The following is a 12,111-nucleotide window of genomic DNA, read 5'->3' as shown; positions in this document are numbered from 1 at the left end:
TTCGGCGCAGGCTTACTGGGGATGGATAATCACCTATCTATGGCGCAACTCAGGCACGCCCGCAAGCAAGGCTCCCACCGATACCATACTCTTCATAAGCAGAGCCTCATAGAAAAACCGCCCGCAACAGCGGACGGTTTATTTCTTGCAGCGAGGGCAGTTAGCCGCCGTTGCCAGCCGGAGCCGCGGGAGCAGCATCGTTGGTTGGCGCAGCCGGGGCGGCAGGTGCCGCAGGTGCGACCGGGGCCGGCGCGTCGTTGGTCACGGCGGGCGCGTCAGTTGCCGAGGTCGTGGCAGGATCCGTTCCCGGCTCGCCGCCCATGTTGCTCCAGACGAACGCCGCAATCAGGACTACTGCAAGGACGGCCACCCAGGGCATCCAGGACGAGCCGCGGCTGCGTGCGTCAACATGGTTGACGACCTCCGGCCGAGGATCATTCGGTGAGCGCGGGCCTGTGCGCGTATCATTCGGATCATAGGTCATAGGTACTTCCTCCGTTAAACCTGCCAAGGAAACGAAGACTCACGGAATTTTGTTCCGTGCGTGAGAAGAGATGACCGGCAATCCTACTCGCCGCGTGGAAACCGCTGGTTCTCCTCCAGCACGTTGAGATCCATGTGGTTGCGCATGTAGCGTTCCGAGGCGCGCTGCAGCGGCTGATAGTCCCAGGGATAATAGGCGCCGTTGCGCAGCGCCTCATAGACCACGTGCCGACGGGCCTGACTTTCGCGCACCGCCGCATCGAAGCGCTCGAGATCCCACCGTTCGGCGGCCAGGGCCGACAGTCTCTGCATCGCGTCCGCATGCGCCGGATCGCCCGCAAGGTTCTCCAGTTCGTCGGGATCAGCCTCGAGATCCACCAGGATAGGCGGGTCACGGTCGCAGAGCGTCAGCTTGTACCTACGGTCGCGGATGGCCACCATCGGCGCTATGGATCCTTCGGCGGCATATTCCATCGGCACCGGCTCGCGGGCCTGCTGCCCCTTTGCCAGGGCGGTCAGATCCTCACCGTCCGTCCATGGCGCCAGGAAGCTGATGTCGATCCCGGCAATGGCCGACACCGTGGGGCAGACGTCGAGCGTGGAGACCGGCTCCGTCACCAGGCCCGGCTTCCAGCCGGGGGCGGCAATCATCAGCGGCACGCGGGCGGAGCCTTCCAGAAAGTTCATCTTGAACCAGAGACCGCGGTCGCCGAGCATGTCGCCATGGTCGGACACGAAGACGATGGCGGTGTTCTCCGCCATGCGCGTGCGCTCCAGGACGTCCAAGATCTCGCCGATCTTGTCGTCGACGTAGGAGATGCTGGCAAAGTAGCCGCGGCGCGCCCGGCGGATGTTTTCATCCGTGATCTCGAAGGCCTTATGGTCGCAGGCGTCCATCAGGCGCTGCGAATGCGGGTCCTGCTCCTCATAGGGAATGGCGGGAACGGCGGGATCAAGTTGGTCGCAATCTTCGTAGAGGTCCCAGTAGCGGCGTCGGGCCACATAGGGATCGTGCGGATGGGTGAAGCTGACGGTGAGACACCAGGGGCGCTCATCCTGGCCACGCGACAGATCGTAGAGCTTGCGGGTCGCGTTGTAGGCGACCTCGTCGTCGTATTCCATCTGGTTTGAGATCTCGGCGACGCCTGCGCCTGTCACGGAGCCCAGGTTGTGGTACCACCAATCGATCCGCTCACCCGGCTTTGTATAATCCGGAGTCCAGCCGAAATCGGCCGGATAGATGTCGGTGGTCAGCCGCTCTTCGAACCCATGCATCTGGTCCGGACCGACGAAATGCATCTTGCCGGACAGCGATGTCTGGTAGCCGGCGCGGCGCAGATGATGGGCGTAGGTCGGAATGTCGGAGGCGAATTCTGCGGCATTGTCATAGACCCGCGTCCGGCTCGGCAGTTGCCCCGACATGAAGGACGCGCGCGCCGGCGCACAGAGGGGGCTTGCCGTATAGGAATTGGCGAAGCGCACGGAGCGCTTCGCCAGGGACTTCAGATGGGGCGCGTGAAGGAACTGCGCCGGTCCATCCGGAAACAAGGTCCCGTTCAGCTGATCCACCATCAGGATCAGCACATTCGGTCTTGGCTGCACTGGTTGCCCTCAGAGTCCGAGTGCGGCGTCGACGGCTTCCTTGGCGGGCTTGCCGTCAAAGGTCGTCACACCGGCCAGCCACGGCTCGTAGGCCGAAGGATTTTCCTTCAGCCAGGCTTCCGCGGCATCCTGAGGATTCTCGCCGCCGAGGATCTCGCCCATCAGGACGTTTTCCATGTCGACGGTGAATGTGATCTGCTTCAGGAAGGTTGCGGCGTTCGGGCACTGCTCAGGCCAGCCAGTACGCGCCAGCGTGTAGACTTCGGCGCCACCGAAATTGGCCCCGAAATAGTCGTCGCCGCCCGACAGGTAGCTGATGTCGAAGCGCGCGTTCATCGGATGCGGCGCCCAGGCGAGGAAGACGATCGGTTCCCCGGCCTTGTTGGCACGCTCGACCTGCGCCAGCATGGCCTGTTCGCCGGATTCGACCAGCTCCCAGTCCTTCAGACTGAAATCGCCGGAGTCGATCATCTTCTGGATATTGGTATTGGCCGGTGCGCCCGGTTCGATGCCGTAGATCTTGCGCTCGAACTCATCGGCATGCTCGGCCAGATCGGCGAAGTCCTTGACGCCCTGCTCCGCCGCGACCGACGCCGGCACGGCGAGGGTGAACTTGGCGCCTTCGAGGTTCTTGTTCAGGACCTCGATGGAGTTGGAAGAATTCAGGTCGTCGATGAAGGCCTGCTGCGCCGGCATCCAGTTGCCGAGAAAGACGTCGATCTCGCCGTTCTTCATCGACTGGTAGCCGATCGGCACGGAGAGCGTCTTGACGTCCGGATCGTAGCCGAGCGTTTCGAGGAGATAGGCCGCAACGCCGTTGGTGGCGGTGATATCGGTCCAGCCCGGATCAGACAGGCGGATGGCCTGGCAGGCTTCCGGATCAGCGGCGGACGCCGTGAGCGGTGCGGCTGTGAGAGTGGCAATTGCTGCGGTGCAGGCCAGAGCCCGAGCAGCCAATGTGGAAGTCAAAGTCATGCTTCTTCCCCTTCTTGTATTTGCTGGACTTATTGAAGACTGATGAGATACGGCTGTGAAGCCCGTGATTTTGAATAGTAGCCATAAAGAAATTTTATGAGCCATCTGCCTGTCGATATCGGCTGGATGCGGCTGTTCGTGGAGATTGCCCGGGAGGGATCGCTCTCGGCAGCCGCCCGCGTGCAGGGACTGAGCCAGCCTGCGGTCAGCTACCAGATCCGCCAGCTGGAAGCGTCTTTCGGTCGGCCGCTGCTGCATCGCCAGCACCGGGGGGTGTCTCTCACCGAGGAGGGCAAGCGCCTGCTCGCCATCGCCGAGAAAACGGTGAGCGATGTCGACGCGCTGGCGGAAGACCTGAGAGCGGAGGTGAAACGCCCGGCGTTGCGGCTCTGCACGGATTACGCCTTTGCGACGCTGTGGCTGATCCCCCGGATGCACAGCTTTCGGCTGCTCTACCCCGATTTCGACATCCAGATCGTCTCGACGCAGCGGCTGGAATCCGATTGGGCGGAGGAGGCGGAAATTGCCGTGGCCTTCGGTTCGCGGGCGCAGTTCGGACATGCCGGAGAGATGATCATGCCGGAGCGTGTGGTGCCCGTCTGCTCCCAGGCCTTCCTGCAGGCAGAGGAGACATCGCTTCTCTCCCTGTCGCGCGCGCCGTTGATCCACCTCGACACCGCCCTCTCCTCCCCCTGGTTCGACTGGGCGAGCTATTTTGCGGCGATGGAAATCCGCCGGGAGGCGGAACCTCTCGGCGGCGACGTCAGCTTCAACAACTACGCGATGGTGGTGCAGGCGGCACTCGGCGGCCAGGGCATGGCGCTCGGCTGGCTTGGCCTCGTCGATTCGATGGTCGCGTCGGGCATGCTGGTCACGGCGGGGCCGGAACTCAGCGACATGGACCGCGGCTACTGGGTCCTTGCACCGCGATCCCAGGACCGGAACATCGATCGGCTGACCGAATGGCTGAAGGCGGAGGCTGCCGCCTCGCCTCCCCTATAGCGGCTTAACTGGTGCGCCGGGCCACCCAGTTGTGCCAGCCATCCTCGCTGCCGTTGAAGACATTGAGGTCGATCCTGCCATTGACGCCCTGCGACAGGCCGGAGCCGGAATACTGCCAGAACACCCACTTGCGGCCCGGATAGACCGTGGAGGGATGCTGGGCGACGGCACGCAGCCAGAAGGGATAGTTCTCGAAGGCGCCGACGAGATTGTCCTTGTAGAAGTCCGGTGCGGTGTAGATCACCGGCCGCTGGCCGTAATGGCGCTCGAGCTTGTCCACGAAGACCTGCATTTTTTCGAGAACGTCGGCGCGCGAAGGCCGGCGCTTGCAGCTCGATTCGCCATTCCATTCCACATCGATCACCGGCGGAAGAGCGTCCGGATCGCGCGGCACGTTGCGGATGAACCAGTCGGCCTGCTCGCTGGCACGGCGGCACCAGTAGAAGAAATGATAGGCGCCGCGGCGGATGCCGGCTTCCTTGGCCTTGCGCCAGTTGGTCTTGAACATGGGGTCGAGATGATCGCCGCCATCGGTGGCCTTGATATAGGCGAAGTTCGCACCCTGCGTGCGCAGCTTCGGCCAGTCGATATCGCCCTGCCAACGGGAAACGTCGACGCCGTGGACGGCATAATGCCTGGGCTGCACCTTGCCGAAGTTGATGGGCTTTGCATCCCGGAACTGCTGGCCGTAGACGCGCAGACGTCCTTGCGTCGTGGCTGCCGGGTTCTGCGGCGAGAGCATGGCCATGGGCCGGTCAGAGGGGATCGGCATGCCGACCGTCGTGACGGCTGGCGCAAAGGCCTGCGGCTGAGGCGTCCCGTCGGCCCAGGCAAGCGCCTCCGCCGGCTGCCCTTGCGTTTGTGCCGCGGGTTCGCCAACGACTGCCGAGGGTACCGGTGCCGGGGTGACAGACCCGGTCACCTCCTTCGACGGGAGACCCGCCAGGAGACCTTCGGGACCGGAGCCGGACGTGCAGCCGGAGAGCATAAGGCCGGCAAGGAAAGCCGCTGACAAAGCCGAGAAACGCATAATTACCCGCACGCAAAACAGAGTCGAGACAAGCCAACCGCTGCGCGCCTTACGACGCCGTCGCGGAAAAGCTAACGGATGATTACCGCGAAAGGTTGAATCCAATCTTAATCGCGGGCGCCACGCCCCCCCCCGATCGACGTATTCCCGGAGTGATCGCGCAAAGGTGATCGGCACCCTGTCGCCCCGGCCTGCTGTCGAATTGCCGACACTTTCGGAACATTTCGAGGCCATGAAAGGTTGAGTCCCCGATCGCATCAGAACGGTGTCGTCACATCGTCCCTTTCACCTATCTGGGAGAGTCCAATGACCGAACGAGATTTGAATCAAGGATCCGGCCTCAACCCCGGCTCCACACAGACGCCTGGCGTAAAGCCGGCGCAACCATCGCCTTCGTCCAGCTCGACGTCGTCCAGCGTCAGGTCCGCAGCGTCCGCCGCAGGTGCTTCGGCCTCCACGACAGCACAGCAGGCCGGCAGCGGCCTGAAGGACAAGGTCAACGAGGACTGGCAGAGCGCCAAGTCCACGGCCCAGGCCGAGATCGGCAACGCCAGCCAGCGTGCCAAGGATGCAGCCGACGACCAGAAGAACTTCGCCGCCGACCGCGTCAGCGGCATTGCGTCCGCCATCGAAAAGGCAGGCTCGGAGCTCGAGCAGGACCAGCCCGAAGTCGGCCGCTATGCCAAGCAGATCGGCTCCAGCGTCCACCGCTTTGCCGACGACATCAAGGGCAAGGACATGGGCGAGATCGCCGGCATGGCCGAGGATTTCGGTCGCCGTCAGCCGGCTGCCTTCATCGGCATCGCTGCGCTTGCCGGATTTGCCGCAAGCCGCTTCCTGACAGCCTCGGCAGACCGTGGCGCCAAGACCCAGGGGTCGGCCAATCGGACCACCGGCGCGAGCACGACTGCAGGCATGGGCACCGCCCCGAGCCGCAGCGCTGCTCCGAGCACCACACCATCATCAACATCACCCGTCAGCCCCACAACAGGTGCCGGCTACCCGACGGGCTATCCCACGGAGGGTTCCCGCAATGGCTAATCCGATCGACAATCGTCCTCTTTCCGAACTGGTGAGCGGCCTCGTTTCCGACATCACCGGTCTGTTCCGGAAGGAAATCAACCTCGCCAAGACCGAAGCCTCGGAGAAGATGTCCCACGCCGTCAACGGCCTCGAAGCCTTCGGCGCAGGTCTGGTCTTCGCCATCGCCGCCGTCGGCGTGCTGCTTGCAGCGCTCGTGAACGGCCTGGCGGCCTTCTTCGTCGCACAGGGCATGTCCGAGACCGGCGCGGATGCCCTCTCCTCCGTCATCGTCGGCGTCGTCGTGGCCCTGCTGGCCTACGGCATGATCAAGAAGGGACTTTCCACGCTTCGCGGCGAGAACCTTTCGTTTGACCGGACCTCGTCGTCCCTTCGCCAGGATGCACAGATCATCAAGGAGCGCGTCTAATGTCCACGACCGACACCAAGCGAGCCGAAGAGCTCGAACACGAAATTGCCCAGGACCGGCTGCGGATCGAAGAGCGCATCGACGCCATCCAGGCGAAGATGTCGCCGGGCCAGCTTCTCGACGAGGCGATGGCCTATGCCAAGTCCAGCGGCGGTGGCGAGTATGTCGCCAACCTCGGCAACGCCATGAAGACCAATCCCATCCCGGTCGCCCTGATGGGCATCAGCATGGCATGGCTGATGGCAAACCCGGGCGCCAACCAGAGCCATGACGATCTCGGCCACGACGATGACGAGATCGAGTATCCGCTGGCGCCGGTGACCGGCTCGGTCCGCCGCGTGGGTCCGGTCCAGACGGACGGCGCCCACCGCTACAGCCACTTCTCGGACGACCGCGGCAGCCGCTTCAGGGCGCTGACGGACGAAACCGGCCGCCGTGCGGGCCACTTCATGGACGAGACCGGCAAGACCTACCGCGGCTTTGCGGATGCGACCGGCCAGCAGATGCATGACATCCGGGATGAAGCAGGCCGCATGTTCGATGAGGCTTCCGGTTGGGTATCGAAAACCTGGCGGCGCATCGGATCCTCGGCCGGACGCGCAAAGGGTTCAGTCATGGGCGGCGCCCGCTCTGCCGGCAACAGCGCCATGGCCATGGGTGGTTCCGCCCGCGATCAGGCGACGCATCTCAACGAGAGCATCGCCAAGCACTTCCAGGACCAGCCGCTGATTGGCGGCGCGCTTGCCTTTGCTCTCGGAGCGGCGATCGGCGCGGCCCTGCCCCACACCCGTCGTGAAGACGACGCCATGGGCGAGACGGCCGACGGCGTGCGCAACGAGATGTCGGCAAAGGCATCCGATACCATGCACAAGGTGGAAGAAGCCGCCTCGGACGTCTACAGCAAGGCTGCGGAGGTTGCCTCCGAGGTGCATGATACCGCACGGGACAAGGTCGCCGACGAGGCACGCAAATACCAGCGTGCCAGCGACGGCGGCGGCGGCGGCGCCAATCGCCCGACCTGATCTGACCGTCTACTGTTCAGAGGGCTCCCGCTTGCCGGGCCCTCTTTTTCGTGCCCGGCTAGCGGTCCGCGTCAGCCTTCAGGCGCGCGGCCTCGCGACGATCGAGGCTTTGCTGCGGCCAGAGCTTTGCCGGGCTGTAATATTCCTCGACGACAACCGCACTCTCCGGCAGGCGCACCCACGGCAGCCGAGAGCGGGTGAAGATGTGAATGTCGGGCGCAAATTCGTCCGCCCGGTCCAGGGTCGTCACCCGCATGAACCGCAACCAGCCTCTACGGCCGTAATCGCTCCAGAGCGCCGACTGGCATTGCGGGCAGCGATAGACATCATGGGGATAACCGCTGTCGGTCGGCAGCGTGATCATCACCGGTTCGCCCTCGACGATCTCGACGCGATCAGCCTCGATCAGCGCGTTGACGGCAAAGGCACTGCCGCTTTGGCGCTGGCAATCGCGGCAGTGACAACAGTGTACGAACATCGGACGGCCATGCTGCCGGTAGCGGATACGGCCGCAAAAGCAGCCGCCCTCGAAGATTTCTGTCATTACCCACCCCTGCCGATGCACGTTGATCCATTGAAAGATCTTGCGCTGCAATGCGCAAGTGGATTTGCTGAAGGAGGCGGTGCTGCCAGCAAGGGATGCCGCATGCGCCACCGCGAACGCCACAGAAATCATGCCGGGAGCCGCCATGGACAAGCCACGCATCACCATTCTCTACTGCACCCAGTGCAACTGGCTGCTGCGGGCCGGCTGGATGGCGCAGGAACTGCTGCAGACCTTCTCCGACAGCCTCGGCGAAGTGGCGTTGATTCCCGGGACCGGCGGCAATTTCGAGATCCGCATCGACGACGCGCTCCTGTGGGAGCGCAAGCGCGACGGTGGCTTCCCCGGGCCCAAGGAGCTGAAGCAGCGGGTTCGGGACGTCATCGACCCGGCTCGAGACCTCGGTCATCTCGACCGCGGATCGGCGGACGGAGGCTCTTCTCCAGGGTCCTGATGCGGCCATGCAAAGATTTATAGCCACCGACACAGAAACTTCAAAGAAGCCGGTTGACAGCGAGGGGCCACCCCCGTAAATCGCTCTCCGTCGCCCAGATGGCGGAATTGGTAGACGCGCCAGCTTCAGGTGCTGGTACTCGAAAGGGTGTGGAGGTTCGAGTCCTCTTCTGGGCACCATTCCATTCGGAACGCATTGATTGCGTTCAACTTCCTGACATAGAAAACAGCCGGCCACACTGCTTCGCGCAGAGTGGCCGGCTGTTTGCGTTTCAGATCCTCCGGCAATTGCCGTGAAGGATTCGTAACCTTGAATGGCGGCCGTGCGAGCCCAGTAGAAGCCCGCACGGCACCGAGGTCTACTCCGCTGGAGAGAGAGCGGGGACCTCCTCCGTACCGGATCGCCGCAGGGGACGGCTGCCGGTCAGGATGCGGGCGAGCAGGTAGAAGACCGGCGTCATGAAGATGCCGAAGAAGGTCACGCCGATCATGCCGGAGAAGACGGCGACGCCCATGGCGGAGCGCATCTCCGCGCCCGCGCCGGTGGAGATCACCAGCGGCACGACGCCCATGATGAAGGCCAGCGAGGTCATCAGGATCGGCCGCAGGCGCAGCCGGCTTGATTCGACGGCGGCCTCGAAGGGTGTCCTTCCCTCCAGCTCGAGCTCGCGGGCAAACTCCACGATCAGGATCGCGTTCTTTGCCGAAAGCCCGACAAGGACGACGAGGCCGATCTGGGTGAAGATGTTGTTGTCTCCGCCCGTCAGCCAGACCCCCGTCAGCGCCGCCAGCACGCCCATCGGCACGATCATGATGATGGCGATCGGCAGCGTCAGGCTTTCATACTGGGCCGCCAGCACGAGATAGACGAGGAGCAGCGCCAGCGGGAAGACGACGATGCTGGAGTTGCCCGCCAGGATCTCCTGATAGGTCAGATCCGTCCATTCGAAGTCGATCCCCTGCGGCACAGTCTCCCGGACGATCTTCTCGATGGCAGCCTGGGCCTGGCCGGAGGAATAACCCGGTGCCGGGCCGCCGTTGATATCGGCGGCCAGGAAGCCGTTGTAGCGGGTCGCCCGTTCCGGACCCGTCGTCTCGTCGACCTTGAGGAGGGCCGAGAGCGGGATCATCTCGCCGGAGCGCGAGCGGACCTTCAGCTCGCCGATATCCTGCGCCTCGGCCCGGAAGTTCGCGTCCGCCTGGACGCGAACGCTGTAGGTGCGGCCGAAAGCATTGAAGTCGTTGACGTAGAGCGAGCCGAGATAGATCTGAAGCGTCTCGAAGACGTCCGTGACGGCCACGCCCAGCTGCTCGGCCTTGGCGCGATCGACATCGGCATAGAGCTGCGGCACGTTGATCTGGTAGCTTGAGAAGATGCCGGCCAGTTCCGGGGTCTGATAGGCCTTGGCGATGACCGCCTTGGTGGCTTCGTCAAGCGCCTGGGCGCCGTAGCCGGCGCGGTCCTCGAGCTGCAGCTTGAAGCCACCCGTCGAGCCGAGGCCGTTGACCGGCGGCGGCGGGAACATGGCGATGAAGGCTTCCTGGATCCCGGAATACTTCTGGTTCAACGCCATGGCGATGGCACCACCGGAGAGGTCAGGCGTCTTGCGCTCCTCGAAGTCGTCGAGCACGGCGAAGACGATGCCGGCGTTGGAGCCGATCGTGAAGCCGTTGATCGAGAGGCCGGGGAAGGCAATGGCATGGGCGACGCCGGGCTGTTCCAGCGCGATGTCGCTCATCTTGCGGATGACATCCTCCGTACGGTCGAGCGTCGCGCCATCCGGAAGCTGGGCAAAGCCGATCAGATACTGCTTGTCCTGCGCCGGCACGAAGCCGCCCGGAACGGCCGAGAACATGGCATAGGTGGCGCCCACGAGTGCCAGGTAGACGAGCATCACCAGGCTCTTGCGCGACAGGAGGCCGCCGACGGTCCGGCCATAGCCGTTGGAAGCGGCACCGAAGGCGCGGTTGAAGCCGCGGAAGAACCAGCCTAAGACGCCATCCATCATGCGCGTCAGCCAGTCCTTCGGGGCATGGTGGTCCTTCAGGAGAAGAGCGGCCAGCGCCGGGGACAGCGTCAGCGAGTTGATGGCCGAGATCACCGTGGAAATGGCGATCGTCAGCGCGAACTGCCGGTAGAACTGGCCCGACAGGCCGGTGATGAAGGCGAGCGGCACGAAGACGGCAACGAGCACCAAAGCGATCGCGATGATCGGGCCGGAGACTTCGCGCATGGCCTTGTAGGTGGCCTCACGCGGCGAGAGGCCGTTCTCGATGTTGCGCTCGACGTTTTCAACGACGACGATCGCGTCGTCGACGACGATGCCGATCGCCAGCACCAGCCCGAACAGCGTCAGCGCGTTGATCGAGAATCCGAAGGCATACATTACCGCGAAGGTGCCGATGATCGAGACCGGGACGGCGATCAGCGGGATGATCGAGGCACGCCAGGTCTGGAGGAAGAGGATGACCACCAGGACGACCAGTGCGATCGCTTCCAGAAGCGTCTCGACGACCTTCTCGATGGAGGAGCGGACGAATTTGGTGGTGTCGTAGACGATCTCGTATTTCACGCCTTCCGGCATGGCGAGCTGCAGCTCGTCCATGGTCTGGCCGACCGATTCGGCGATGTCGATGGCGTTGGAGCCGGGTGCCTGAAGCACCGCCACGGCCACGGCCGGCTGGCCGTCGAGCAGCGAGCGCAGCGTGTAGTCGGCGGCACCGAGCTCGATGCGCGCAACGTCGCGCAGGCGGGTGATCTCGCCGTTCTCACCGCTCTTGACGATGATGTTGCCGAATTCCTCCGGGGTTTCCAGTCGCCCCTGGGCATTGACGTTGAGCTGCAGCCCGGTTCCGGGCACGCTCGGCGAGGCGCCGATTATGCCGGCGGCCGCCTGAACATTCTGGGCCCGGATGGAATTGCTGATGTCGCTTGCCGCCAGCGAATGTTCCGCCGCCTTCTGCGGGTCGATCCAGACGCGCATCGAATAGTCGCCGGCGCCGAAGACCTGCACCTGGCCGACGCCCTCGATCCGAGCGAGCCGGTCCTTGACGTTGAGGGTGGCGTAGTTGCGCAGATAGGTGATGTCGTAGCGGTCGTCGGACGAGACGAGGTTGACGACCATGATGAAGTCCGGCGAGCTCTTGACGGTCGTGAGACCGAGCGCGCGAACCTCTGCCGGAAGCCTCGGCTCGGCCTGGGAGACACGGTTCTGGACCAGCTGCTGGGCCTTGTCGGCATCGGTGCCGAGCTTGAAGGTGACCGTCAGCGTCAGCACGCCGTCGGACGTCGCCTGGCTCGACATGTAGAGCATGTCCTCGACGCCGTTGATCTGCTCCTCGAGCGGTGTCGCCACCGTTTGGGCAATCACGGTCGGATTGGCGCCGGGATAGACCGCGCGCACCACGATCGACGGCGGCACGACCTCCGGGTACTCGGATATCGGCAGTGCGCGCAGGCCGATCAGACCCGCCACCACGATCAGGACCGACAGCACGGCCGCAAAGACCGGACGGTCGATGAAAAATCTCGAAATGTTCATCTCAGAAC

Annotated in this window: 11 protein-coding genes and 1 tRNA gene; 6 read left to right on the top strand and 6 right to left on the bottom strand. The window is 63.9% G+C overall.

From position 1 onward, the window contains the following. Positions 1-160: 160 nt before the first annotated feature. From EO99_RS0113190 to choX, 3 genes are all read right to left on the bottom strand, one after another. Positions 161-484, bottom strand: coding sequence for a hypothetical protein (locus EO99_RS0113190; protein ID WP_029619110.1), 324 nt, complete (start codon positions 482-484; stop codon positions 161-163). Between the two features lie 83 nt (positions 485-567). Then, complete coding sequence (betC, locus tag EO99_RS0113185) at positions 568-2,085, bottom strand: choline-sulfatase (protein ID WP_156034763.1); 1,518 nt, start codon at positions 2,083-2,085, stop codon at positions 568-570. 9 nt (positions 2,086-2,094) lie between these two features. Beyond that, on the bottom strand, positions 2,095-3,060 hold the full coding sequence (choX, locus tag EO99_RS0113180) for a choline ABC transporter substrate-binding protein (protein WP_029619108.1): 966 nt from the start codon (positions 3,058-3,060) through the stop codon (positions 2,095-2,097). 96 nt (positions 3,061-3,156) lie between these two features. On the opposite strand from choX, the gene EO99_RS0113175 reads away from it, so the two are divergent. Next, on the top strand, positions 3,157-4,062 hold the full coding sequence (locus tag EO99_RS0113175) for a choline sulfate utilization transcriptional regulator (RefSeq protein WP_029619107.1): 906 nt from the start codon (positions 3,157-3,159) through the stop codon (positions 4,060-4,062). 4 nt (positions 4,063-4,066) lie between these two features. Here EO99_RS0113175 and EO99_RS0113170 read toward each other — a convergent pair whose 3' ends face one another. Continuing rightward, positions 4,067-5,092, bottom strand: a complete 1,026-nt coding sequence (locus EO99_RS0113170) for a glycoside hydrolase family 25 protein (protein ID WP_029619106.1) — start codon at positions 5,090-5,092, stop codon at positions 4,067-4,069. 306 nt (positions 5,093-5,398) lie between these two features. Here EO99_RS0113170 and EO99_RS28085 point away from each other — a divergent pair, with 306 nt between their 5' ends. Genes EO99_RS28085 through EO99_RS0113155 form a run of 3 tightly spaced genes read left to right on the top strand, consistent with a single transcriptional unit; the run spans position 5,399 to position 7,564 of the window. Continuing rightward, complete coding sequence (locus tag EO99_RS28085; RefSeq protein ID WP_077067068.1) at positions 5,399-6,133, top strand: hypothetical protein; 735 nt, start codon at positions 5,399-5,401, stop codon at positions 6,131-6,133. Then, positions 6,126-6,542: a phage holin family protein gene (locus EO99_RS0113160; protein ID WP_029619104.1), complete on the top strand. Its 417-nt coding sequence runs from the start codon at positions 6,126-6,128 to the stop codon at positions 6,540-6,542. The genes EO99_RS28085 and EO99_RS0113160 overlap by 8 nt, the downstream gene beginning before the upstream one ends. Further along, a complete protein-coding gene (locus tag EO99_RS0113155; protein ID WP_029619103.1) occupies positions 6,542-7,564 on the top strand; it encodes a DUF3618 domain-containing protein in 1,023 nt (340 codons plus the stop codon). The genes EO99_RS0113160 and EO99_RS0113155 overlap by 1 nt, the downstream gene beginning before the upstream one ends. A gap of 58 nt (positions 7,565-7,622) precedes the next feature. On the opposite strand, the gene EO99_RS0113150 is transcribed toward EO99_RS0113155, so the two are convergent. Continuing rightward, the gene (locus EO99_RS0113150; protein WP_235776811.1) at positions 7,623-8,255 is read right to left on the bottom strand and encodes a GFA family protein; all 633 of its coding nucleotides are present in this window, start codon (positions 8,253-8,255) and stop codon (positions 7,623-7,625) included. Between EO99_RS0113150 and EO99_RS0113145 the strand changes: the two genes are divergently transcribed. Together EO99_RS0113145 and EO99_RS0113140 are read left to right on the top strand one after the other, a co-directional pair. After that, positions 8,254-8,562, top strand: coding sequence for a SelT/SelW/SelH family protein (locus tag EO99_RS0113145; protein WP_037111839.1), 309 nt, complete (start codon positions 8,254-8,256; stop codon positions 8,560-8,562). The two genes, EO99_RS0113150 and EO99_RS0113145, sit on opposite strands and share 2 nt — an antisense overlap. A 92-nt stretch (positions 8,563-8,654) precedes the next feature. After that, positions 8,655-8,741 (top strand) — tRNA-Leu (locus tag EO99_RS0113140). Positions 8,742-8,920: 179 nt separating this feature from the next. On the opposite strand, the gene EO99_RS0113135 is transcribed toward EO99_RS0113140, so the two are convergent. After that, positions 8,921-12,103 (bottom strand): efflux RND transporter permease subunit, encoded by a 3,183-nt coding sequence (locus EO99_RS0113135; protein ID WP_029619100.1) that lies wholly within the window; start codon positions 12,101-12,103, stop codon positions 8,921-8,923. Positions 12,104-12,111: the final 8 nt, after the last annotated feature.

Origin of the sequence: Pseudorhizobium marinum (genome assembly GCF_000705355.1) — a bacterium.
Lineage (GTDB): Bacteria > Pseudomonadota > Alphaproteobacteria > Rhizobiales > Rhizobiaceae > Neorhizobium > Neorhizobium pelagicum.
Note: the sequence above shows the minus strand (reverse complement) of the source record. Positions and strands in the feature narration are given on the sequence as shown.